General features: G+C 39.1%; 23 protein-coding genes. 14 read left to right on the top strand and 9 right to left on the bottom strand.

Annotated features, from left to right (window positions below):
* Positions 1-46: 46 nt before the first annotated feature.
* The 7 genes from WG904_RS01700 (at position 47) to arsB (ending at position 7027) form a co-directional block, all read left to right on the top strand.
* On the top strand, positions 47-1447 hold the full coding sequence (locus WG904_RS01700; RefSeq protein WP_339577560.1) for a chloride channel protein: 1401 nt from the start codon (positions 47-49) through the stop codon (positions 1445-1447).
* Positions 1448-1450: 3 nt separating this feature from the next.
* On the top strand, positions 1451-3187 hold the full coding sequence (locus WG904_RS01695) for an APC family permease (RefSeq protein ID WP_339577559.1): 1737 nt from the start codon (positions 1451-1453) through the stop codon (positions 3185-3187).
* A gap of 28 nt (positions 3188-3215) precedes the next feature.
* Positions 3216-4520 carry a Na+/H+ antiporter NhaA gene (gene nhaA / locus WG904_RS01690; protein WP_339577558.1) on the top strand — a complete coding sequence of 435 codons (1305 nt, stop codon included), beginning with the start codon at positions 3216-3218 and terminating at the stop codon, positions 4518-4520.
* A gap of 148 nt (positions 4521-4668) precedes the next feature.
* A complete protein-coding gene (locus WG904_RS01685) occupies positions 4669-4998 on the top strand; it encodes an ArsR/SmtB family transcription factor (protein ID WP_339577557.1) in 330 nt (109 codons plus the stop codon).
* Positions 4999-5057: 59 nt separating this feature from the next.
* Positions 5058-5525, top strand: coding sequence for a DUF6428 family protein (locus WG904_RS01680; RefSeq protein ID WP_339577556.1), 468 nt, complete (start codon positions 5058-5060; stop codon positions 5523-5525).
* 12 nt (positions 5526-5537) lie between these two features.
* Positions 5538-5957 (top strand): arsenate reductase ArsC, encoded by a 420-nt coding sequence (locus WG904_RS01675; RefSeq protein WP_339577555.1) that lies wholly within the window; start codon positions 5538-5540, stop codon positions 5955-5957.
* A complete protein-coding gene (gene arsB, locus WG904_RS01670) occupies positions 5957-7027 on the top strand; it encodes an ACR3 family arsenite efflux transporter (RefSeq protein WP_339577554.1) in 1071 nt (356 codons plus the stop codon). The genes WG904_RS01675 and arsB overlap by 1 nt, the downstream gene beginning before the upstream one ends.
* Positions 7028-7065: 38 nt before the next feature.
* Here the strand turns inward: arsB and WG904_RS01665 are convergent, their stop codons facing one another.
* Positions 7066-7989, bottom strand: coding sequence for a metallophosphoesterase family protein (locus WG904_RS01665; protein ID WP_339577553.1), 924 nt, complete (start codon positions 7987-7989; stop codon positions 7066-7068).
* Positions 7990-8216: 227 nt separating this feature from the next.
* Between WG904_RS01665 and WG904_RS01660 the strand changes: the two genes are divergently transcribed.
* Together WG904_RS01660 and WG904_RS01655 are read left to right on the top strand one after the other, a co-directional pair.
* Complete coding sequence (locus tag WG904_RS01660; RefSeq protein ID WP_339577552.1) at positions 8217-10664, top strand: TonB-dependent receptor domain-containing protein; 2448 nt, start codon at positions 8217-8219, stop codon at positions 10662-10664.
* Between the two features lie 41 nt (positions 10665-10705).
* Positions 10706-11188, top strand: coding sequence for a MarR family winged helix-turn-helix transcriptional regulator (locus WG904_RS01655; RefSeq protein ID WP_339577551.1), 483 nt, complete (start codon positions 10706-10708; stop codon positions 11186-11188).
* On the opposite strand, the gene WG904_RS01650 is transcribed toward WG904_RS01655, so the two are convergent.
* The 6 genes from WG904_RS01650 to WG904_RS01625 all read right to left on the bottom strand — a co-directional run bounded on the left by WG904_RS01650 (position 11169) and on the right by WG904_RS01625 (position 17349).
* Positions 11169-11534 carry a response regulator gene (locus WG904_RS01650; protein WP_339577550.1) on the bottom strand — a complete coding sequence of 122 codons (366 nt, stop codon included), beginning with the start codon at positions 11532-11534 and terminating at the stop codon, positions 11169-11171. The genes WG904_RS01655 and WG904_RS01650 overlap by 20 nt on opposite strands.
* Entirely contained in the window at positions 11534-11719 is a 186-nt protein-coding gene (locus WG904_RS01645) for a hypothetical protein (RefSeq protein ID WP_339577549.1), read from the bottom strand. Before WG904_RS01645 ends, WG904_RS01650 begins: the two co-directional genes overlap by 1 nt.
* A gap of 10 nt (positions 11720-11729) precedes the next feature.
* Positions 11730-12623 carry an SDR family oxidoreductase gene (locus tag WG904_RS01640; protein ID WP_339577548.1) on the bottom strand — a complete coding sequence of 298 codons (894 nt, stop codon included), beginning with the start codon at positions 12621-12623 and terminating at the stop codon, positions 11730-11732.
* A gap of 89 nt (positions 12624-12712) precedes the next feature.
* Positions 12713-14401, bottom strand: a complete 1689-nt coding sequence (locus WG904_RS01635) for a sodium/sugar symporter (protein WP_339577547.1) — start codon at positions 14399-14401, stop codon at positions 12713-12715.
* A 133-nt stretch (positions 14402-14534) separates the two neighbouring features.
* Positions 14535-15845, bottom strand: a complete 1311-nt coding sequence (xylA, locus tag WG904_RS01630; protein ID WP_339577546.1) for a xylose isomerase — start codon at positions 15843-15845, stop codon at positions 14535-14537.
* A 28-nt stretch (positions 15846-15873) separates the two neighbouring features.
* Positions 15874-17349, bottom strand: coding sequence for a xylulokinase (locus tag WG904_RS01625; protein ID WP_339577545.1), 1476 nt, complete (start codon positions 17347-17349; stop codon positions 15874-15876).
* 124 nt (positions 17350-17473) lie between these two features.
* On the opposite strand from WG904_RS01625, the gene WG904_RS01620 reads away from it, so the two are divergent.
* Complete coding sequence (locus WG904_RS01620) at positions 17474-18514, top strand: LacI family DNA-binding transcriptional regulator (RefSeq protein WP_339577544.1); 1041 nt, start codon at positions 17474-17476, stop codon at positions 18512-18514.
* Positions 18515-18610: 96 nt separating this feature from the next.
* On the opposite strand, the gene WG904_RS01615 is transcribed toward WG904_RS01620, so the two are convergent.
* Complete coding sequence (locus WG904_RS01615; RefSeq protein ID WP_339577543.1) at positions 18611-18973, bottom strand: response regulator; 363 nt, start codon at positions 18971-18973, stop codon at positions 18611-18613.
* A 67-nt stretch (positions 18974-19040) separates the two neighbouring features.
* The gene (locus tag WG904_RS01610; protein WP_339577542.1) at positions 19041-20192 is read right to left on the bottom strand and encodes a fatty acid desaturase family protein; all 1152 of its coding nucleotides are present in this window, start codon (positions 20190-20192) and stop codon (positions 19041-19043) included.
* Positions 20193-20474: 282 nt separating this feature from the next.
* Between WG904_RS01610 and WG904_RS01605 the strand changes: the two genes are divergently transcribed.
* The 4 genes from WG904_RS01605 to WG904_RS01590 all read left to right on the top strand — a co-directional run bounded on the left by WG904_RS01605 (position 20475) and on the right by WG904_RS01590 (position 25135).
* On the top strand, positions 20475-21746 hold the full coding sequence (locus WG904_RS01605; protein ID WP_339577541.1) for an alkaline phosphatase family protein: 1272 nt from the start codon (positions 20475-20477) through the stop codon (positions 21744-21746).
* A gap of 15 nt (positions 21747-21761) precedes the next feature.
* Entirely contained in the window at positions 21762-23087 is a 1326-nt protein-coding gene (locus WG904_RS01600; RefSeq protein ID WP_339577540.1) for an alpha-L-fucosidase, read from the top strand.
* Between the two features lie 188 nt (positions 23088-23275).
* On the top strand, positions 23276-24850 hold the full coding sequence (locus tag WG904_RS01595; RefSeq protein ID WP_339577539.1) for a S10 family peptidase: 1575 nt from the start codon (positions 23276-23278) through the stop codon (positions 24848-24850).
* Positions 24851-24961: 111 nt separating this feature from the next.
* Positions 24962-25135, top strand: a complete 174-nt coding sequence (locus tag WG904_RS01590) for a hypothetical protein (RefSeq protein WP_339577538.1) — start codon at positions 24962-24964, stop codon at positions 25133-25135.

Genomic DNA, 25135 nt, shown 5'->3' with positions numbered 1-25135 from the left:
TCGTTTTAACATCGTCTTAGATCGATGCAATTTTTAATCTTTATCAATGGTAAGCAAGTTTACGGTTTATATACGTCTCCATCTCAAGAACGCATTCGACAGGATCCGAAATGAAAAATTAAAGAAGAATATGCTACAGGCGGTTCCCTTTTGGATTGCCTCGATACTTACGGGACTAATTGCGGTAGGTTATGCTAAATTATTCCTGCTCGCTGAAGACGCTGCCATTTGGGTGTTCAATTATAACCTGTGGCTACTTTTTGTGTTTACCCCAATATGTTTTGTTGTGGCTTGGTGGCTAGTGTGGCGATTTGCCTCTTATGGAAAAGGAAGTGGGATACCGCAGGTTATGGCTAGCATTGAGCTTTCGGGTCCAAGAACGGATAAGATGGTGGGTAGCCTGCTCAGTTTGCGAATCATCGTCGTAAAAGTAATTTCGAGTCTGATAATGGCCATGGGCGGGGGTGTAATTGGACGGGAAGGACCTACCATTCAGATTGCTGCCTCGGTGTTTCGTGCAGTGAACAGCCTGCTCCCAGAATGGTGGCCTAAGGTAGCCAAGCGCAATATGATTGTAACAGGTGCAGCTGCAGGACTGGCAGCAGCATTCAATACCCCATTAGGCGGAATCGTTTTTGCTATAGAAGAATTAACCAAAACACATTTCAGTTTTTTTAAAACCGCTATCTTTTCTTCTGTGATCATCGCAGGCCTTACCGCTCAAGCAATTTTAGGTCCGTATCTTTATCTGGGCTATCCCAAAATAGACAATACTTCTGGTTATATCTTTTTCGGAGTATTATTGGTATCACTAATCTCTGGCCTCTTGGGAAGTTCAATGTCTAAACTAATTCTTTTAATTTTAAGATGGAAGGCTAGGCTAAAAACCATGCGTTTAAATATGGTCTATGTAGCCACTTGTGGGGCAGGTCTTGCTGGTTTAATCGTAATTTTTGGCACAGATGCCATTGGCTCTGGTAAACAGGTAATGGAAACGGTACTTTTTACCGCCGATCGCCATTCCGTATGGTATGTTCCATTTCTCCGCATCGCTGGATCGATGTTTTCTTTTACTACTGGAGCTGCGGGAGGTATCTTTGCTCCAGCACTAGCCGCAGGTGCTTCTGTGGGTTCCGTAATTTCAGGTTGGTTCGATCTTTCAGAAACCAATACCAATCTTTTAATATTGGCAGGTATGACGGGTTTTCTTACGGGCGTAACTCGCTCGCCCTTTACCTCAGCAATCTTGGTATTGGAGATGACCAACCGCCAAACGGCTATCTTCAGTTTAATCCTTGCAGGAATGGTAGCTAGCCTCATATCGTTGTTGGTCGACAAACATTCGCTCTACGACCATCTGAAAATTCAGTACATTAGGGAACTGGAAGAAAAGGAACGTATAGAAAAGGAGAACTTAATCTCGGAAAATAAAATAGTCGAACCTTAAAATATGCAGCACCAAAAGAAACTCAGCGAAATTGCCGCAACGGCTATTTGTGGGAATGACATCACTTCTTCTTGTTTGTATGTATCCTCGTTAACCATTTTGTATGCCGGACAATATGCCTGGCTCGCCTTACTTATGGTTGCCGCTGTATTGTTTATTTTCAGGAAAATCTATAGTGAGGTTGTTGGAGCGCTTCCTTTAAATGGTGGCGCCTATAATGTGCTGCTCAATACAACCAGTAAAAGTAATGCTTCGATTGCCGCATGCCTAACCATACTTTCCTATATGACCACTGCCGTGATTTCGGCAAGCGAGGGTATGCACTACCTTCATGGGGTGTTTTCTTCTGTTCCCGTAATGGTTTCAACAATAATACTGATTACGGTATTCCTGTTACTCGTAATGTCGGGTATCAGTGAATCATCGGTGGTTGCCATCGTGATCTTTGTGCTCCATCTATCGGCCATGGTATTGCTTATTGTTAGCGGAGGTATATATGTAGCACAGCACGGGCTCGATATTGGCGCAATGAACTTTCGTGCTCCGTTAAAAGGTAGCTTTGCACTTGCGCTCTTTCTGGGTTTCAGTACAGCCATGCTTGGAATATCTGGTTTTGAGAGTTCTGCAAATTTTGTGGAAGAACAAAAGCAAGGTGTATTCAGAAAAACATTACGTAACATGTGGGTGGCTGTTTCGGTTATCAACCCCCTGATCGCTTTAACTGCCGTGATGGTTCTGCCTCTCGTTGAGGTAGGTCCCAATCAGGAAGCATTGTTATCTCATCTTGGTGCCCGTACCGGCGGCAGTTGGCTAGCAACCTTTATTTCAATTGATGCAGTACTGGTGTTAAGCGGCGCCCTATTAACTTCCTATGTTGGGGTGAATGGACTGATCAAGAGGATGACTCTCGACCGTATCCTGCCTCAGTTTCTGCTAAAGGAGAATAAAAAGGGGAGCTCGCCAAGAATTCTTATCCTATTTTACCTTTTATGTTTATCCGTACTTCTCATTACTAAAGGGAAACTTGGGCCGTTAGCAGGTGTTTATACCATTTCCTTTTTGCTGGTAATGATTTATTTCGGCTTTGGCAATCTGCTGTTAAAGATCAAGAGAGAGCGTTTGCCCAGGCCTGAAAGAGCAACCATCTTTTCGGTTGTTGTTGGAATATTGGCAGTCGCAGCTGCACTTTATGGAAACATTATTATGCACGCCGACTACCTGATTGTATTTTTGCAGTATTTTATTCCTTCGATAATTATTATTTTTCTCTTATTGAGCCGCAACATCATACTCAAGTATTTGCTTGTGATGGTCAATAATTTTTTTGTTTCCCTAAAAAGGATAGCGGCTATCAGCAGATTTCACCTGAATAAGAGCTTAAAAAGACTTACCGAACAGGAATTTGTCTATTTTACAAAAGGCGATGACATCTCGGTGCTTAACAAGGTAATGATCTACGTTCAGGAAAACGAAATTACCAAAAAGCTGAAGATCGTTACCGTTGTGAAAGACGGAAAAGGTCCGCTCGAATCGTTTCTTGCCGACTTAGATGTGCTCGACCGTGCTTATCCCGATATCAAGATCGAATATCTTCAGCTGCAGGGCAGATTTGGGCCTGAATTAATTGCCGAGCTCAGCAAACAATGGGAGATTCCTATTAACTTCATGTTTATTTCATCACCAAGCGATAAATTTTCACATCATATCTCAGAACTTGGTGGGGTAAGGCTAATCATCTGATGTGGTATCAATCTTATAAGCTCATGCTATGAAAACTATGAAATCCCCAATCGAAAAGCTAATTGCTCCTGTAAGTAGGTTCATCCATTTGGAATATACCAGTGGGATTGTGCTCTTGGCCTGTGTAGCTACGGCAATTCTTTGGGCAAACCTTGCTGGTGAAAGTTTTCATCAGGTTTGGGATACGAATTTTTCGGTGTCTTTTGATGGGCATTCTCTCAGCCACCCACTTCATGCATGGATCAATGATGGACTGATGGCCATTTTCTTTTTCGTAATCGGTCTAGAACTTAAACGTGAATTTATGGATGGGGAACTGTCTACTGTTCGCAAAGCAATGTTGCCTATGGGCGCCGCATTGGGAGGAATGGTAGTTCCGGCATTACTTTATTTTGTGATCAATAGAAATTCTGGTGCGGGTCATGGCTGGGGCATACCAATGGCCACTGATATCGCCTTTGCCCTGGCACTGCTTTCTATGGCCGGGAAACATATACCTACATCGGTAAAAGTGTTCCTTTCGGCTCTTGCTGTTGCTGATGATCTTGGTGCAGTGCTTGTTATCGCTTTTTTCTACACCAATGAAGTTAGCTTTGCCGCTTTGAACACTGCAGGAATTTTTCTTGTGGTATTAATGATTGGCAATAAAATGGGCGTTCGCAGTAGCCTTTTTTATCTGTTGCTCGGAATTGGGGTATGGATAGGTTTTCTACTTTCTGGAGTTCACGCGACTATTGCGGGTGTACTGGTGGCCTTTACTATTCCGGCAGTGACACGTGTCGACGAAAATATCTATACAGATAAACTGAAAAAACTCACCAATGAGTTTGAAAAAGAGATACCCAGCAATAGTACCCTTACCACGCCTGCACAGCACCAAACCATCCAACAAGTGAAGTCGTTAAGTTTAGCCGCAGAAACCCCATTACAGAAAATAGAACATAGTCTTCATCCCTGGGTAGCTTTTGCCATTATGCCCCTTTTTGCCCTTGCTAATTCGGGAATACTGATCGGCAGCGATTTTTTTGGCACTGTTATTAACCCAGTTTCAATTGGCGTTGCCACAGGCTTGATAGCTGGTAAATTCGTAGGGATATTGCTTTTCAGCTGGCTAATGGTTAAAATAGGAATGGGAGCTTTGCCCGAAAATGCAAAATGGAGGCATATGATAGGCGTGGCGCTACTTGGAGGGGTAGGTTTTACGATGTCTCTTTTCATCAGTGGACTTGCCTTCAAAGCCCCCATATTTATTGAACAGGCCAAATATGGAATTCTAATCGGATCGGTAATCGCTGGAGTGATGGGAAGTATTGTTCTTCGCAGCCAGAGATAGTATAACCACCCCTAAAATTGACGCATTGGTAAGGGGAGTGTACGCTTTACATTAGTAAAAACTGCCCCGTTTTTTTGGCTTGCATAATAAATTCTCAATTATTATTTTTTTATAATAAATTAATATCGTAATATTGCGATGAATTAAGATGGGAATTACAAAAACAGAAATATTTACCGATGAGCAGAACCAGCTTTCAACACTTTTGAAAGCCATTGCCCATCCTGCAAGAATTGCGATACTACAGCAGATTATATCTGCCAATGCTTGTATTTGTGGAGAGCTTGTCGATGAACTCGGCCTTGCTCAGGCAACGATTTCACAGCATCTTAAAGAATTGAAAAATGCTGGCATCATCCAGGGAACCATAGAAGGAGTAAAGGTATGCTATTGTATAGAACCAAACTCATGGGCTATATTGACAAAGCTTTTTGGAGATTTTATGGGGTCGTATGTTAACCCTAAGGGTTGTTGTTAAGCTTTTTTTTGAGTAAAACCATCGTAAAATTACGATACATAAAACAAAATTATAAACAGATGAAATTATCGCAAATCAAATCGATCTTGGCAACTGCTGAAGCAGTTAATTTTCAACTCGAAAACGGAGAAATCGTGCCCGAACATTTCCACATTACAGAAGTAGGCATCATCACGAAGAACTTTATAGACTGTGGGGGTAAAGTTCGCAATGAGAAGGTGGCAAACTTCCAGTTATGGGATGCAGACGACTATGAGCATCGTTTGAAACCTGGAAAACTATTGAGCATTATTTCACTATCGGAAAAAGTATTGGGCATGGAAGATCTCGAAATAGAAGTTGAATATCAATCGGGCACTATTGGAAAGTATGACCTTGGTTTTGATGGTGCCAATTTCTTGTTGCTTTCGAAGCAGACCGCATGTCTGGCAAAGGATGCCTGTGGAGTCGAGTCAAATCCGAAAAAAGGAATAGTTAACCTGGCAGGGGCTGCGAACAGTTGTACACCTGGTGGCGGTTGCTGTTAATCCATAACGTTTATGAAGAAGATATTAGTGCTATGCACCGGAAATAGTTGCCGAAGCCAGCTCGCTGAAGGATATTTAAGATACTTTGCTGGGGATAAGGCAGAAGTATACAGCGCAGGAATAGAAACGCATGGGGTTAATCCAAGGGCCATTCAGGTTATGGCAGAAGATCATATCGATATTTCAGGCCAAACCTCAAACCATATCGATGACTATAAAGGTATCGATTTTGATGCAGTGATTACCGTTTGTGATAATGCCAATGAGGCATGCCCATTTTTCCCTGGAAAGGTAGACCGTTTCCACCAAAATTTTCCGGATCCTGCAAAAGCGACAGGTGCGCCTCAAGAGGTAATTGAGGAGTTCAGGAGGGTAAGGGATATGATAAAGACCTATTCGGCTAATTTTGTAACCAATTATATTGGTAGATAATGAGTGCAAACACTTGTGCGCCAGCATTAAAGCGAAAAAAACTGGGTTTCATAGACCGTTTTCTTACCCTTTGGATATTCATAGCGATGGCAATGGGAGTGGGCATCGGATATTTTATTCCATCCTCGCCTGGCTTTATCAATTCATTCTCAAGTGGAACTACCAATATTCCACTAGCAATTGGACTAATCTTGATGATGTACCCACCGCTTGCCAAAGTGAGATATGAAAGAATAAGTAACGTATTCCAAGATATTAAAGTACTTACCGTTTCATTGGTGCTGAATTGGGTTATCGGGCCCTTTTTAATGTTTCTTCTAGCCATAACTTTTTTAAGGGATTACCCAGAATATATGGTCGGATTGATTTTGATTGGACTTGCTCGTTGTATTGCCATGGTAGTGGTTTGGAATGAGCTTGCTGAGGGAAATCGCGATTATGCAGCAGCGCTGATTGCGTTGAACAGCATCTTTCAGGTATTGCTTTATAGTGTATTTGCCTATTTTTTCATTACAGTACTCCCACCCTATTTTGGTCTAAAAAGTTTGGAAGTGAACATTACAATTGGTGAAATCGCTAAAAGCGTTGGCATTTATCTTGGACTGCCTTTTGCACTAGGCATAATCAGCAGGTACAGCTTGATTAGGTTAAAAGGGGAGAAATGGTTCCAAGATAAATTTTTGCCAATGATCTCTCCGATTACCTTAATCGCTTTGCTCTTCACTATCGTAATCATGTTTAGCCTTAAAGGGAGCCTAATTGTTCGCATACCAATGGATGTGGTTCGTATTGCGATACCGCTGGTAATCTATTTCTCAATTATGTTCGTCTTCAGTTTTTTTGCGGGTAAGCACTTTGGGGCCGATTATTCGAGGAGCACGTCTATCGCCTTTACGGCAACGGGCAATAATTTTGAACTGGCCATTGCAGTTGCCATTGGCGTGTTCGGAGTAAACTCTGGAGAGGCATTTGCAGGTGTAATTGGGCCGCTCGTGGAAGTCCCAGCATTGATTGCGTTAGTGAACCTTGCCTTTTGGTTTAGAAAAAAGTATTTCGCCGTAGAAGCATAACATTAAGCTAATTTTCACTGATATAGTTCGCTTAACTATCAATAATTTACCATTTCTCGAGTACACGTTCCATCCTCAAAAAACTCAAAAATTGCGTACGCAGGATCAAACTCTTGAAATGCGCCACCCCACCAATTGCCCGAAACAGCGCCATTACAGAAATAGTTGATGTTATGGTAATGCACCTCGTCTTGAAGATGAATGTGCCCACTTAAACAGGTTTTAAGATTAGGGTATTGATTAAATAGCCTTTTTAGCGCAAAAAAATCAGAATGCATCAGGTTTCGCTTAATCAGTAAGTCGCCATTTGGCTCATTTTTGTCAAAAAACAAACCTGAACAAATTGATAAAATAGGAATGTGAGAAACGATGCAGATAAAATGATCTTTCTGAATTTCGGATAGCTTTTTCTTTAACCATTCGAATTGTTGGTCGTCCACTTTTCCAATATAACCGCCGGCAGGATTATTTTGCGTACTATCTAAAACTATGAATTCCCACTTTCCCTTTTGGAAATGATAATACCGATCTGTCATTTTGAGTTCTTTTACCGCCCAATTTTTACCATATAGTGGATTTAATGAATCGGGTGTTTTTTGAAACCAGCCATATACATCATGATTGCCTATGCAGGGATATACAGGCAAACGATTTTCTTTTTCCATAATTTTATGAAAAAGGTCCCATTGCGTTTGTGTCGATTCTTTTGTTGCAGCCAAAGCATCCATAATCGAATCGCCACCGTTAATGATAAAATCAACTTTCGGTTTTAAATGCTGAATATGTTGCAACACCTTAGCCAATCCAGCTTCTGGAACAGCTCCAGGTTTAATATGTATATCAGACATAAAAGCAAAGCGAAGCGATCGTTTTGCAGCAATTGGTTCTGCAGCTAGTGTATTTGGTAATACAGATAATCCCGCCGCCGCAAAACCCGATTTAAGAAATTCTTTTCTTTTCATCTGATTATAATTTTTGTCTTCGATATTGATGTACCTAAATTAAACATTCTTTATGAATAAGAAGTTAAAATTCAATTAAACTATTTTTCCCAATAAAAATTATGTAATAACTTACGTAATTAACAAACTTTAACAATTGATTTATTTATTTAATTTTAAATTTGAAGCTTAAAATGTAACTATTTTATTTTTTTAACATCTAAAACACACAAATCACCCTTATAATTATGAAATCGAAAAAAATTTTTTTGTATTCCTTTTTCTTTTTATTTTACGTAAGTACTTACGTAAATATTGTAAATGCACAAGAAAAACGATCCTTCTCCCTTAGGGGGACAATAACAAGTGAGCAATCGTCAAAATTCGATGGTGTAGCTATTCATTTGCTCAGGGCGAGTGATAAAGTATTAGTTAAACTTGAATCGCCCGGTGCCGACGGTTCCTTTATTTTCGAAAAAATCAAGGAAGGCAATTACCTATTGATTACCCAAAGCATGAATTTTGTAAAGTATGAATCCACACAAATTGTGTTAGATAAGGATATAGATTTGGGTAAGATTTCGCTTCAGGCGATTTTAAAAAATCTGAAGGAGGTTACGGTAACGGCTAGCAAACCCTTTGTACAGCAGCAATTCGATAAAACCGTGCTAAATGTGGCCAATTCTATTACTGCTGTTGGCAATACGGCTTTAGAAGTGTTGGCAAAAGCGCCAGGTATTACGCTCGACCAGAATGATAACATCGCTATGCGCGGTAAGCAAGGTGTTTTGATAATGATTGATGGTAAGCAAGTGCCTGTGTCGGGCCAAGATTTAGCCAATATGCTAAAAAGTATGCAAGCTACCCAAATCGAAAAAATCGACCTCATTACCAATCCATCGGCAAAGTACGACGCAGCCGGGAATGCCGGAATTATCGATATCCGATTAAAAAAAGGAAATAATGTAGGTACAAATGCGAATGTAACCCTAAGCTTTGGGCAAGGTAAATATGCAAAGATAAATCCTTCTGTTAATTTTAATCACCGTACCAAAGTGGCAAATGTTTTTGGCTCCTACAGCTATGGCTTCAACCAAAATTTTAATAAACTCGATATTCTTAGGGATTTTTATTCGCCTACTAATCAGTTAACAGGAACCAATAATTATAATAATTATTTTAAATTTAAATTCGATAACCACAATGCCAGGGTTGGAAGCGATTTTTATGTAAATAAAAATATAGTGATTGGTTTTTCTGCAAATGGAAACTATAGTGCCGGAAATGTGAGCACAAACAGTCTTGCAAATTCTTATAATGGCCTTTCACAAGCAACAGGCTCATTTAAAACGGTTGGAACCAATACCCCTGAAAGAAGCAATAATAGCTTGAATGTAAACTATAGGCATGCTATTGATACCACTGGCAAAGAACTTTCGGCAGATTTTGATGTTGCCAGTTTCAGCTCTAACGAAACTCAGAATAATTTAACTAGTTATGCAAATGTTAACGGTACTTCAGCACAAAGCCCTTATCAACTTCGTGGAAATTTAAGTGGCGATTTAACCATAAAATCATTTAAGATCGATTACCAACAACAAATTAAATGGATAAAAGCTAAAGTCGAACTCGGAGTTAAAAGCAGTTGGGTAAATTCAGATAACGATGTGCAATTTTACAATTTAAGCTCAGGTAGCCCCGTTCTAGATGCTTCGAAAAGTAATCATTTTATATATGATGAGAATATAAATGCGGCGTATCTAAATGCGAATCGATCTTTGAAAAAATTTAGCTTCCAGTTAGGTTTAAGGCTAGAAAACACGAATGCTGGCGGACTCCAGGTAACCGACAATACCACATTCGATCGAAACTATACACAGCTATTCCCAAGCGGGTATGTGGGGTATAAATTTACTGAAAATAGCGATCTGGGGGTATCACTCAGCCGAAGAATAAATCGTCCCTCTTATCGTCAGTTAAATCCATTTAAGGTTTTCTTAGATCCTTTAACGTATTCGACGGGGAATCCCTATCTAAAACCAGAATTAAGCAACTCATTCGAATTAACACACACCTATAAGCAAAAATACATCACTAAGCTAGGTTATAGTAAAACAATAGATAATATTTTAACTATTCTATCGCCCGATGGCCAGCCAAATAGCGTAATCCAAACCAACCGTAATTTGGCCGAATACGACTACTATAACCTTAGCTTTGGTTTTCCAATTAGTATAGGAAACTGGTTAACGAGTACCAATAATGCATTGGCCTACTATGGAAAGTACAGCGGCAATTTGGCCAACACAGACCTTAGTGCAAGTCGCGTTACTTTTAATTTTAATACGAGCAATCAATTAAAGATTAATGCCTCTACAACTGCAGAAGTAATAGGCAGTTATCAAAGTAGAAGCTATTATGGCCCACTCGATATTAAAGGAAATTGGAGTGTAGCGTTGGGTATTCAAAAGCAAGTATTGGATAAGAAAGGTTCGATTAAACTCAATTTTAGTGATATTTTCTACACTTCAAAAACCGATGCTTATACAGCACTAACCGGCTATACCGAACAGTTTTACCAGAGCAGGGATAGTAGAGTAGGTACACTGAGTTTTAGTTACCGTTTTGGCCGATCGCAGGTAGCAAGCTCAAGAAGAGTAGGGGCGGCCGATGAAGAGAAAAGAAGAGCAGGTTAATTTTATGGTAAAATTTCTAACTTAGGTTCAAAAATAGAAAGATGGATTTAGTGAACGAATTAGCAGAATTAGCCGTTGCCACTCGCTTAAAACGATTAAGCGAGCGGCTCTCTATCGATGTAAGCAAGATCTATAAAGAATCTGACGTCGATTTCGAAGCAAGATGGTTCCTTATTTTGTCGCTTTTGGAGCGTAAAAAATTAATGGCTATCACCGAAATCGCCGATTCGCTTCAACTTACTCACCCTGCAATTGTACAGCTTGTTCAAGAATTACAACAAAAAAACTTAATTAAAGCTACGGCCGACAAGCAAGATGGAAGAAAAAGGATGGTATCGTTAACGGCCGGTGGCAAAAAAACCTTAGCGCAAATTGCGCCTATTTTAACAAGTATTAAAGAAGAAAATAAAAAGTGGATCGAACAGGCTAGTGCAAACCTGCTGTGCATTTTAACGGAATTAGAAGCGGCATTAGACGATCAAACGATGTACCATAGGATAAAACTTAATATTCTGCAGCAATAAATTTTTTTATTGTTCTTTCCAATTCCCATAAATCAAATGGTTTTTGGATGTAACTGTCGCAATGTGATTCGCGCAGTAAAATTTCTGAAATCCGATTGGCCGAAAATAAGATTACTGGAATATTTTTAGTTCGCTCATCTTCTTTTAATTCTTTGCAAACTGTAAAACCATCTTTGAAAGGCAAACCATAGTCGATAAGAAACAAATCGGGTAAATAATTAGCCAAATGCAAGGTTAATTGTTCTGGATTGCCAATTAATTGTACACTGAAACTTTCGGATAATGCCGTATCAAGCATATCTAATATCGCCGAGTCATCGTCAATTATTAGGACCGTCTTCTCCATTATTCCTCTTTTTTACTTTTATCTTTATTAAAGGCCTGATCCTCTAAAGCTCCATTTTCAGTGGGCTCTTCTCCAGATTGTGCATATTTAGGTGAATTTCCCTCTCCATTTTGATCGAAACTTGCTTTTCCTTTAGCGTTGCCTGTTTGTTTAGGTGTTTCTTTATCGTTTTGTTGTTTTCCCATGATTTATGTTTTAAATGGTTATTCTGCCTCCGGTTATTGGAATGGTTGCACCGGCAATGTAACTCGCATCCTCACTTGCTAAAAACACATAAGCAGGTGCTACTTCTACAGGCTGACCAGGGCGCCCCATTGGGGTATCTTGTCCAAATATATGAGCATCTGGCATGGTTGATGGTATTAAAGGTGTCCAAATTGGGCCAGGAGCTACGGCATTTACTCTAATTCCTTTGCCTCCCATTAATAGAATTTGGGAAAGGTTTGCCGAAAAATTTTGAATAGCTCCTTTGGTGGCTGCGTAGGGTAACAAACCCGGTGAAGGTGAATAAGCATTTACCGAGGTGGTATTGATAATGCTACTTCCTGGTTTCATGTAGGGTTCTGCTGCTTTGCACAAATAAAACATGGCGTGGATGTTCGTTTCGAAGGTTTTTATCCATTCTTCTGAAGAAATTTCTTCCATCGAATCTCGGGCCATCTGAAAAGCGGCATTGTTTACTAGAATATCAATTTTCCCAAATGTTTTAACGGTTTGGGCTACGATTTTTTTGCAGTGACTTTCTTCTCGAATATCGCCTTTAATTAAAATGGCTTTTCTACCCGAAGCTTCAATATATTTTGCAGTATCTTCTGCGTCCTTAGTTTCCCTATCAGCTAAATAGCTAATTACCACATCTGCACCTTCTCTTGCAAAGGCAATAGCAACTGCTTTCCCAATGCCCGAATCGCCGCCTGTAATAATTGCGGTTTTATCAATTAATTTACCACACCCTTTGTAACTTTCTTCTCCATGATCTGCCAAAGGCTTCATGTTTTTTTCTATTCCTGGCGTATTTTGTTTTTGCTTTGGAAAAGGAGGAATAGGATACTTCTGATCTGGATGTTGTATGTTTTTTAATTTCCCCATGCCCTTGTTTTTTTGATAGAAAAACAGATAGCGTTGAAGAATGTTTTGGAACACTACTATTTTAAACAATAAAGCGTATGGAGAAACAATTACCAGTACACCGTATACAATGCTACTAATAAGCCAACAATGAGTAGTGCACCAACTGTAAAACCTTTACTCGTTTTAAACATACTCGAATCAATTTCCAATCCTTTAGCCACCACACCTCTTTTAGTTTCGAATAGGCTGATGAAATACATTACCACGATGCAGATTAAAAATACAAAGCCCATTCGGTCTAAGAACGGAATTTCGTAAAGCATAGTCCCATTTTTTTGTTGCACCAGTTTCGAGAAGCCTATGGTGTTTAAGAATTCTAGATTCATTAAAAATGGAAGGAATTTTAAGAATACCGATAAGGCAAAACCCCCAATGGTTGCAAACAATGCTGCATTCGAAGTGGTTTTTTTCCAAAAGAAACCTAAAATAAACATAGCGAAAATACCAGGCGAAAAGAAGCCTGTATATTCTTGAATGAATTGAAACCCACCTTTTTTATCAATACCCAATAGTGGAGCAATTAGGATAGCGATTAACATGGCAGCGATTACCGTATATCGTCCAATAACCACTTGCTTATCTTCGTTCGCCTCTTTATTAAGAACTTTTTTATAAATATCTAAGGTAAAAATTGTAGCGATACTATTTGCTTTACCCGCTAATGAAGCGACTACGGCTGCGGTAAGTGCCGCAAATGATAAGCCTTTTAGTCCGGCAGGCAATAAATTCAATAAAACAGGGTAGGCGGTGTCTGGGGCGACTTCGCCACCTTGCATCATACTTGTTTTAAAATCGCCAAACCCTTCTTTGTATAAAACATAAGCTGCAATACCTGGCAATACTACAATAACAGGCATCAATAGTTTTAAGAAAGCAGCAAATAAAATTCCGCTTCTAGCTGTTTTTAAATCTGCTCCTAACGCCCTTTGGGTGATGTATTGATTACAGCCCCAATAGTTTAGGTTTACAATCCACATACCACCAATAAGTACAGTTAAACCAGGTAAATCGATATAATTTTCATTGTCTTTTTTAAAGATCATGTGAAAATGATCGCCTGCTTGCTCTTTCAGGATATTAAACCCACTTAACACCCCGCTTGTGCCAAAATGCGTAGCTACCAAATCTAAAGCAAGATAAGTGGTGGCTAATCCGCCTAAAATTAAAAAGAACACTTGAATGACATCCGTATAACCAATTACTTTCATCCCCCCTAGGGTAATAATGATAGAAAAGGCTGCTAACAGGTACATACAACCGGTAAGGTTAATGCCCGAGATGCTATGGATTGCCAGTGCCCCTAAATAGAGAATAGAGGTTAGGTTTACCACTACATATAATAGCAACCAAAATATAGCCATTATCATTGCAACCGTGCCATTATAGCGCTGATGCAGGAATTGGGGCATGGTATAGATCTTATTTTTTAAATAGACGGGGATGAAAAACACAGCAACGATAACTAGTGTAGCAGCAGCCATCCACTCGTAGGTAGCAATGGCGAGTCCCATTTTAAATCCCGAACCACTCATGCCGATAAACTGCTCTGCAGAAATATTTGAGGCAATTAATGAAGCACCAATGGCCCACCAGGTTAATGAATCTTTTGCAAGGAAGAAGTCTTTTGAATTTTCTTTATCTGCTTTTTTCTTACGGTAAATCCACCAGCCATAAAGCGCAACGATAAGAAAGTAGATTAGAAATACGGCATAATCCAAAGTACCCAGTGTTTTCATAAAAATAGTTGGTTTTAGTTATAGTATTTTAAAAGTAGTGAAAATTGATTAACACTTTATATGTTTAGGCAGCAGATACGCAGATTTTTAATTATTAATTTTTTAATCTTCAAATCTACGGCAACATAAAAAATTAGATATATCGATTAATTAAGTTTTCTAAAAACTCTTGTTTTCCACTTCGCATTTCTGGTTCTCCATTTGCGGCAGCATAATCTCTTAAATCTTCCAAACTCAACTTGCCTTCTTCAAATTCAGCTCCTTTGCCACTATCAAATGAAGCATAACGCTCGGTTCTGATTTTTTTGTAAGCTGATTTTTGTAGAATTGCATCTGCGGTAATCAAAGCACGTGCAAAAACGTCCATTGCTCCCACATGTGCATAAAATAAATCGGCAGCATCGGTAGAGTTGCGACGAATTTTAGCATCAAAATTAACACCTCCGCCTTGTAATCCGCCTCCTTCAAGTATAATCAGCATAGATTCTGTTAATTCATTGATGTCGTTTGGAAATTGATCGGTATCCCATCCATTTTGATAATCACCTCGGTTGGCATCAATAGAACCTAATAAACCATTGTCTACTGCTACCTGAAGTTCGTGTTGAAAGGTATGACCTGCAAGGGTTGCATGGTTAACCTCTAAGTTTAACTTAAAATCGCCCATCAAATCGTATTGTTGCAAGAAACTTCTTACTGTTGCTGCATCATAATCGTATTGGTGTTTAGAGGGCTCACACGGTTTGGGTTCGATTAAAAATGTTCCTTTAAAGCCTTGCTTGCGCGCATAATCTTTAGCCGTATGTAAAAATTTAGCTAAATGTTCTTGTTCGCGCTTCATATTGGTGTTAAGCAAGCTCATGTAACCTTCTCTACCTCCCCAAAAAACATAGTTTTCGCCTCCAAGGGCGATGGTGGCATCGATAGCCGATTTAACCTGTGCAGCCCCATGTGCTAATACATGAAAATCGGGATTAGTAGATGCACCATTCATATAGCGTTTATGGCTAAATAGATTGGCCGTTCCCCACAATAACTTAATTCCCGTTTCGGCCTGTTTTTGCTTCGCATATTCAACCAAAGTTTGAAGTCGAACTTCGTTTTCGGCAACATTATCACCATAATCTACCACATCTACGTCGTGGAAGCAGTAGTAGGGCAATTGCATTTTGCTAATAAATTCGAAAGCGGCATCCATTTTAGCTTTAGCGCGATCAATTACATCTTTTTTTTCGTCCCATGCAAATAAATGCGTGGGGCCACCAAATGGATCTGCACCTGTACCATTAAAGGAGTGCCAATACGCACAAGCAAATTTGAAATGCTCAGTCATTGTTTTGCCTGCAACCATTTTGTTCGCATCGTACCATCTGAATGCGAGGGGATTATCGCTTTCTACTCCTTCGAATTTAATTTGATATATTCCTTTAAAATATTCTTCCATATTTAGTTTACGCTAATTTTTTTAGTGTTTATTTTAACTGAAGTTCGAGCAGTTCTTTCCATTTTTGATACTGTTCTTCTATGTTTTCGTGATTGGGCACAATTAATTGCGGGGGCTTTTTAGTGGTAAAGGCTTCATCGGCAGATTTAAAAATGCCTGCCCCAATACCAGCACCTACTGCCGCTCCATAACTGCCATCATTTTCATACAATTCTACCGGTATTGCTGTAATGTTTACGAAAGATTGGGTAAAAATAGTGCTGAGGAATAGGTTAGATCGGCCCGCTTTAATGATAGAAGGCTGCATGCCATTTTCTCTTAAAATATCTAACCCGTAACGAAAGGCAAATGCAATTCCCTCTTGTAAAGCCCTAAAAATATGTGCTTTAGTGTGTAAATTTAAGTCGATGTTTTGAAAATGCGCGCCCAATATTTTATTATTAAGCATGCGTTCGGCACCATTGCCAAAGGGTAAAACCAAAAGTCCGTTACTGCCTGGAGCGATATTTTTAGCAAGGGCGTTCATGGTTTCATAGTTGATGTTTGATTCGAACAGGCCTTTTGTCCACCTATTCATGCTTCCTGTACCATTAATACAAAGCAACACCCCTAAGCGTTGTTCGTTTAGGGTATGATTTACATGAGCAAAAGTGTTTATTCTCGATTGTTTATCGCTAACTAATTGATCGGTTACGCCATAAATTACGCCCGAAGTACCTGCTGTTGCAGCAACCTCTCCGGGTTTCGTAACATTTAGGGAAAGGGCGTTATTGGGTTGGTCGCCCGCTTTGTACGTTACTGGAATCCCTTCTTTTAATCCTAGTTTTTGCGCCACATTTTTTCTTAATTGCCCGTGTTCTGAGAAAACGGGTTTAAGGGTTGGAATTACCGAAGCATTAAAGCCAAAGTAATTCATAACTTCGTTTGATAGGGAGTTGGTAGCAAAATCCCAAAATATTCCTTCAGATAACGCCGATATGCTGGTGGTTATTTCTCCGGTTAGTTTCATAGAGATATAATCGCCCGGAAGCATCATTTTTGAGATTTTATCATATACTTCAGGTTCATTTTGTTTTACCCAAGCAAGTTTTGAGGCCGTAAAATTGCCTGGCGAGTTAAGCAAATGTGTTAGGGCGAAATCTTCGCCTAAATGGGTTAATGCCTTTTCGCCGATTTTAACTGCCCTGCTATCGCACCAGATAATACTGTTGCGTAAATTTTGTTGATTTTCGTCTACAATAATTAGTCCATGCATCTGATAAGCGATGCCGATGGCGACAATGGATAGGGGGTTGTATTTCTTTTGTGAATGGCAAATTAGGATGGCTCGTTGCACGTGCTCCCACCATAACTCGGGCGATTGTTCGGCCCAACCCTGTTTAGGTGTAAGAATTTCGGCTTCCCTATCAGGATATTGTGCTGTTGAAAGGATGTTGCCTGATCCCGAATCAACTACTGAAACTTTTATAGAAGATGTACCTACATCGATGCCGAGTAACAACATTGCTTTTTTTAATTTTTCTTCAAATACAGAATGGGTTGACGAAAATAAACATATTTTTAATATTCGCAATCGATTGCCGTAAAATTATTTAATAATATTTACTTTTACCAAATAACGCCATAACGTGAAAAATCAGAAAAGGACAACAATCTATGATATTGCAAAGAAGCTAAATGTAAATGCTTCGTCGGTATCGCGGGCATTAAGTAATAATGGTAATGTAAGCGAAGCAACTCGCAATCTGATTTTAAAAACGGCAAAAGAAATGAACTACAAGCAAAACAGCTTGGCTTCTAACTTAAGAAAGGGCGCCAGCCAAACGATCGGGGTAATTGTGCCACGTATAAATCAGAATTTTTTCTCGAATATTATTGCTGGTTTAGAGGAGGTGACTTATCAGAAGGGCTATAATTTAGTTATTTGCCAATCCAACGAATCGTATGCTAGAGAGGTAGAATGTGTAAATACGTTAATCAATCAAGATGTAAGCTGTATCATTATTTCGGTAAGTGCCGATTTTGACAACGATAGCCATTTAAAAAATATAATTGAGCAGGGTATTCAACTTATTCAGTTCGATAGGGTTGCAGATAACTTAGAGACATTTAAAGTGTTAAACGACAATGAGCAGGCATCAATGGAGGCTGTTAGCCATTTAATTGCTGAGGGATATAAACGAATAGCCTTGTTAGAAGGGCCTCAGAACTTAAATATATTTAAGCAAAGAAGAAATGGATATATCACCGCCCTACAAAAGCACGGTTTTGAAGTGCTGCCTGAACTAATGATCGAAAATGCGTGGACTGAAGAATTGGGTGCTTTTGCCACACGGAAATTGCTTAGTTTACCTCATCCACCGGATGCGATATTTGCTTCTACATCCGATTTTTCGGCTTTGGGAGTTTTACAAGTGGCTAATATGATGGGTGTAGGGGTGCCCGATCAATTGGGTATTTGCGGGTATTCGAACGAGTCGTTTACTGAAATTACCACACCTTCAATTACTTCCGTTGATCAATATAGCGTAAGCATGGGTAAAACAATTGCTAATCTTTTTTTCCAGGAAATTAAGCCAGGGAATAGCGAGGTGGTGCCGAAAATTGTAAGTATTAAGCCAAAATTAATCATCAGATCGTCTACCCTTAAGAGATCACGGGAACTTTAAAACCACCTATCAAGTATTTTTATGCAATCGATTGTATAGATTTTTCGGTGCTAATCTCGCCGTTACGATAGCTAAGTAAGGCTGTGAAAACTAACCTTAATTCGCCAATGCTTTCTTAACTTTCTCCAACAGCGCATCGATTTCAAAGGGTTTCGCTAAAAAATCATCAGCGCCAGCTGTTTCTGCCGAACGTTTTAAATCGTTACTGGCAGAGATTAATATAACCGGAATATTTTTGGTTTTTTCGTCGCTTTTTAACCGTTTGCAGAGCTCTCTTCCATCAGAACCCGACATCCAAATATCTAAAATGTACATATCTGGCGCTACGTTTTGTGTAAATATAGTGTTGCCATTTAAGGTCGAATTTACTTCATAACCCTCCATTTCGAGCATCATACCCACGGCATCTAGTATACCCGGATCATCGTCGGCAACCGTAATTCTCTTTTGTTTATCCATCGCATCAAAAAATCAATGCAATTAACAAATTAAATTGCTTTTTCTATATAGAAAATTGAAGTTAAATTTATGTAGTTCTGCCAATATTCATCTTTGCGGATAGCAAACATGGTGCGTTTACGGCAATTTGCTTAGTATGATACGCCTCTTTGCCAAGTTTCCTCAACATACGGTAATGTGAACCCAATGCATTAAGGAAAGTAGGGCTTTCGATATAAGGAAGATCGAACTCTAACGCTGTATCTTTTACAATCTTGCCAATGGCAGGGTAGTGGATATGGCAAATTTTTGGAAACAAGTGATGTTCAATCTGTCTATTTAATCCGCCACAAAAAAAGCCAGCTAATTTACTATTTACCGCAAAATTAGCCGTGGTCATCATCTGGTGTGCAGCCCAAGCCTCTTCAATATTTCCATCTTCATTTGGATGTGGAAAACTTGTTCCTTCCACTACATGTGCCAATTGGAAAACCAAGCCAAGTACCAATCCTTGTGCAAATTGCATCGCTAAGAAGCCAATTAAGAATTGCCACCAGGTAATATCCAATACCATAAAAGGTAAAATGATAAACAAGAAATAGTATAAAAATTTGAAGAAAAATAGATTGAAATATTCAATTTTAGGATGATTGGCTACCTGGCATCCAATTTTAGTTTGAAAAAACTTTTTATAATCCTTTCTAAATACCCACGATAGCATAGCTAAACTGTATAATCCGAAAGCATAAAAATGCTGATAACGCTGAAGTTTATTTACAGGCTCCTTCTCGCAAAAGCGAATTAAACCTGGAGCTACGTCGATATCCTCATCGTGCCCCGAAATATTGGTGTAGGTATGATGTACAATGTTGTGGCAAATGCTCCAAACATAAGCACTGGCACCGATTAGGCTAAATAAAAAACTGAAAGATTGATTAATAATAGGCTTGTCTGAAAATGCTTTATGAATGGCATCGTGACAAATGTTAAAGCCTACAAAAGCACCAAAAATTCCTAATACCATGGCCATCGAAAGCATAAGGGGTGGACTAAAATTGCCCAATAAAATCAATAAATACAAGGTAATAAAGGTTGCCAAAAAGAAAAATGCTTTAAACCACATCGCCCCGTTTGCATGAACACTTAAGTTTTGATCCTCAAAATGGGCATCAACTCGTTTACGTACAGTAGCATAAAAAGTGGATTTATTGACGTTGGTAAACTTGACTTTCTTTGTCATATTTGGTGTAGAGCGTTGTTTAGACGGTTTTTATATTTTAGCTAATGTAGTTTAAATAATGGGTTATATTGCACAATTGTCATATTAATTTCATTTCGCAATTTTTAGGGCCTTTAATGGATAAATGGAGCCTTTGATGAGTTAAAAATGAAACTTTTAAGCTTTCGTGTTCATAAACATTAAAATAACAAACGTAAAATGCTTATTTTCGGATGTGGATAAAGTTTGTCGTCCTCAAATCCGAAAGTCTAAAGTCTGAACGACGAATGGCCCAATAAACCAATGACTATTGAACCAATGAACCGATTTTTGCAAATTATACTTTTATCAGCAATTTCTTTCTCGTCTGTAGCCCAAATTGATACCGTCCAAAAGATAACACCGAATAGAACAAATAGTTTCGAACAACAACAAAAGCCCTATGTAATCTTAATTTCTATCGACGGTTTTCGATGGGATTTGGCCGATAAATACGACGCCAAGCATTTAAAAATGCTAAGAACTGCTGGCGTGCAGGCCGATTACTTAAAACCTTCTTATCCATCATTAACTTTTCCGAATCATTATACCCTTGCAACTGGATTATATCCATCACATCATGGTATTGTAGATAATATTTTTTACGATAAAGACAGAGGACTACTGTATCAAAAATCGGATAAAAAAATGGCAGTCGATAGCTCTTGGTACGGTGGAAAGCCACTTTGGGTGATAGCCGAGCAGCAAAAAATGCTAAGTGCGGTGTTTTATTGGCCAGGTTCTGAGATTTCGATGGACGGCATTAGGCCCACCTATTATTATAATTACAACGAAGTTATTCCGATAGCTAATCGCGTGGCCATTGTGAACAATTGGCTTCATTTGCCCATAGAAAAGCGGCCTCATTTTATAGCGCTTTATTTTCCACAGGTCGACAAAGCTGAGCATAACTTTACTCCCGAATCCGGAGAAACCAAAGCAGCAGTACAACTCGTTGATAATGCCATTGGAAAACTAATCGAAACAGCCAAGGCCACAGGCTTAGCAATTAATTTTATAGTGGTTTCTGATCATGGGATGACTACCATTGATCGTGAACATACGATTCCCTTACCTAAGGCCATTAACTCCGAAAAATTCATTGTGCCGCCAGGCAATTCAATTCTTCATGTGTATGCTAAAGAAAAAAAGGATATTAAACCTGCCTTCAAAGCTTTAAAAGCAGAGGCAGAAGATTACGATGTGTACCTGCTAAAGGATATTCCCAAAGCTTGGCATTACAATAAGAAGGAAGACCAACATAGAAGGGTGGGCGATTTGATTTTGGTTCCACACTTGCCTAAGGTTTTTAACATCACTGGCACAAAACCAGATGGAGGTCAGCATGGTTTCGATCCAGCTATCGAAGATATGCATGCCATTTTCTATGCCTGGGGTCCACAATTTAAAAATACCTTAAAAATCGCAGCTTTCGATAATGTACACATTTATCCATTAATTGCTAAATTGTTAGGCTTAACCTATTCTCAAAAAATCGATGGAAAGATTAATGTTTTATTGCCTATATTGAAATAATTTAAACGCTAAATTATGATTAAAAGAACACTATTTGTCTGCTTAATTTTACTCCTTTCTTTATCGGGCATAGCCCAAACCTATACCCCATCTGCTTCAAATTTAGCAGCTAGAAAGTGGTTTAATGAAGCTAGATTCGGATTGTTTATTCACTGGGGCCCATTTAGCATACCTGGCTCTGGAGAATGGGTAATGAACCAGCGAAAAATTACGGTTTACAATTATACCCGGTTAAAAGATTTCTTTAACCCTACGGCTTTCGATGCGGCAGCTTACGTGGCAATGGCTAAAAATGCGGGCATGAAATATATTACATTGATTACCCGTCACCACGATAGTTTTAGCATGTGGGACACCAAATATTCTGATTTTAACATCATGAATACGCCTTATAAAAAGGATATTGTAAAAATGATGGCCGACGAATGCCATAAGCAGGGAATAAAACTGTTTTTATATTATTCGCTGGTCGACTGGCGCCGTGAAGATTATCCACACGAAACCGGCAGAACTGGTCAATCGAGTGGTCGCAAAGGCAAAGGAAACTACCCTAGTTATTTAAAATTTATGAAAAATCAGCTAACCGAATTGCTCACCAATTATGGCGAGATTGCAGGCATTTGGTTCGATGGGCATTGGGATCAAACTAATCCAGAGGGCGAAAAAGATAGAAGCTCTAGGATAGATTGGAAATACGAAGAAATTTATAGTTTGATCCATAAATTACAGCCGCAATGTTTAATCGGCAACAATCACCACTTAACGCCCTTTGCTGGCGAAGATTTTCAGATGTTCGAAAAGGATTTACCCGGAGAGAATAAATCGGGCTTAAGTTTTCAGGAGGCATCTGATAAATTGCCTTTAGAAACCTGCGAAACCATTAACGGTTCGTGGGGATTTAACTTAACAGATACCACTTATAAATCGAATAAACAACTAATCGATTATTTGGTAAAAGCAGCGTCATTAGGCACAAATTTATTGCTTAACATTGGTCCGATGCCAAACGGAAAAGTACAACCTGAGTTCGAAGAGCGGTTAAGGGCGATGGGCGAGTGGCTTAAAATCTATGGTGAAAGCATTTATGAAACCGAAGCGGGGTATTTAAAACCTCAAACTTGGGGAAGCATTACCAAAAAGGGAGATAAAATGTATGTCCATTTGCTAAATGCAAAAACAAATACCATTGTATTGCCACAGTTTCCAAATAAGAAAATAAAAAAGGCTTATTTATTGAAGGATAATTCTGCAGTGCCAACAAAGTTGATGAATGGAGAGCTAACGCTTACAGTGGGTTCAAGTAATGATGAAGATCGGGTTGTGGTGTTGGAAGTTCAATAGTAAAACGGTCCACAGGGGGTAACATATTTATTCGTATTACGCTTTTCAACTTTTGATATTTCCTCTATAAAACGATATCTTCAGCGGTTGAGGAGAGATCGATAAATTCTTTTTATATGCAACGCAATTATATTGCACATAAAAAGGAATTTATCTAAGTTTATATTTGTATAACCAAAAACAAACTCATGAAGAAAATCTATTTAACACTTATTGCATTAAGCTTTATAGGTCTAACACAAGCTCAACAACGAACACAAGGCCAAAATGGTGGTCAACGCCCCGCAACTGCACCAAATGGTACCGCTGTTAGAGAAGAACCAGCAGCAAAAACACCTTCAACTGCATCACGAACGATCGTTCCTGAAAGTGCTGTAATTACCAATCATACCGTTACCATTAAAGGCAAACAGGTTCAATACAAAGCCACAACAGGTACTTTGCCCGTGTGGGACGAGGAAGGAAAACCGATTGCAGGTTTATTTTATACCTATTATGAACGTACCGATGTGTCGAATAAAGAAACGAGGCCGTTGGTAATTTCATTTAATGGCGGACCAGGCTCTGCATCGGTTTGGATGCACATTGCTTATACGGGGCCTGTTGTATTAAATATTGATGATGAGGGTTACCCGATACAGCCTTATGGATATAAAGATAACAGTGCTTCAATTTTAGATGTTGCCGATATTGTTTATATAGACCCTGTAAATACAGGCTATTCTCGTGCAACCAGTAAAGATGTGCCAACCAGCAAATTTTTTGGGGTGAGAGCCGATATTCGCTATTTGGCGGAATGGTTAAATACGTTTGTAACGCGCAACAACCGTTGGGCTTCACCAAAATATTTAATAGGAGAAAGCTATGGCACTACACGTGTATCGGGCTTAGCGCTAGAATTGCAAAGTAACCAATGGATGTATTTAAATGGTGTTATTTTAGTGTCACCAACAGAACTGGGTATAGAGAGAGGTACAGTGTTGGATGCTGCGTTGCGTTTACCGTATTTCGCCGCAACTGCATGGTATCATAAAATGCAACCGGCTGATTTACAGGGCAAAAAATTGGCAGATATGTTGCCAGAAGTAGAAAATTTTACCGTTAACGAACTTATCCCGGCCATTACCAAAGGTGGATTTTTACCTGCTGCCGAAAAGCAGAAAATTGCAGCTAAAATGGCTCGTTATTCGGGTATTTCTGAAAAAGTTATTCTTCAAAATAATCTCGATGTATCAACTAATTTGTTTTGGAAAGAATTGCTTCGCGATAAAGGATTTACCGTTGGAAGACTGGATTCTCGTTATAAAGGAATTGATAAGGCCGACGCAGGTAACGGCCCTGATTATAACGCCGAATTAACGTCGTGGTTGCATTCATTTACACCCGCAATTAACATGTATATCCGTAATGAACTCAATTACAAAACAGATTTGAAATACAATATGTTCGGCCCAGTAAACCCATGGGATAACTCTGGCGACCGTACAGGCGAGAATTTACGTGCTGCTATGGCGCAAAATCCTTTCCTGCATGTATTGGTGCAGTCGGGTTATTATGATGGCGCTTGTGACTATTTTAATGCAAAGTATAACATGTGGCAAATGGATCCAAGTGGCAAATTAAAAGACAGAATGAGTTGGGAAGGTTACGAAAGCGGACACATGATGTATTTGCGCAAACCAGATTTGGTATTAGGAAACGATCACATTCGTGATTTTATTGAGAAAACCTTACCTAAGAAAGGGGAGCCAGCAAAGTTTTAGTCCACAGCTGATAGTCTGTAGTTCATGAGTATTGGTTAAAAATAGTGTAACAATAAAACAAATCATTATTCTAATCATTAGCCATTAACCATCGACCAAAAAACTGTAACTATGAAACAAATCATCATCCTAATTCGGGTAATCGCAGCGATTATACTCATCACGCTAGGTGCAGATAATGTAAGCGAGCCGTCTAATACTTTAGTAGTGCTTGGTGTTTTCGAAATTTTACTCGGACTAGCCATTGTATTTAGGCCGATTACTTCTTTATTTAAAAAACTTTAA

Origin of the sequence: Pedobacter anseongensis (genome assembly GCF_037482965.1) — a bacterium.
In the GTDB taxonomy this organism is placed as follows: Bacteria; Bacteroidota; Bacteroidia; order Sphingobacteriales; family Sphingobacteriaceae; genus Pedobacter; species Pedobacter anseongensis.
The sequence above is the reverse complement of the archived record's forward strand: the minus strand, read 5'-3'. Positions and strand labels throughout refer to the sequence as shown.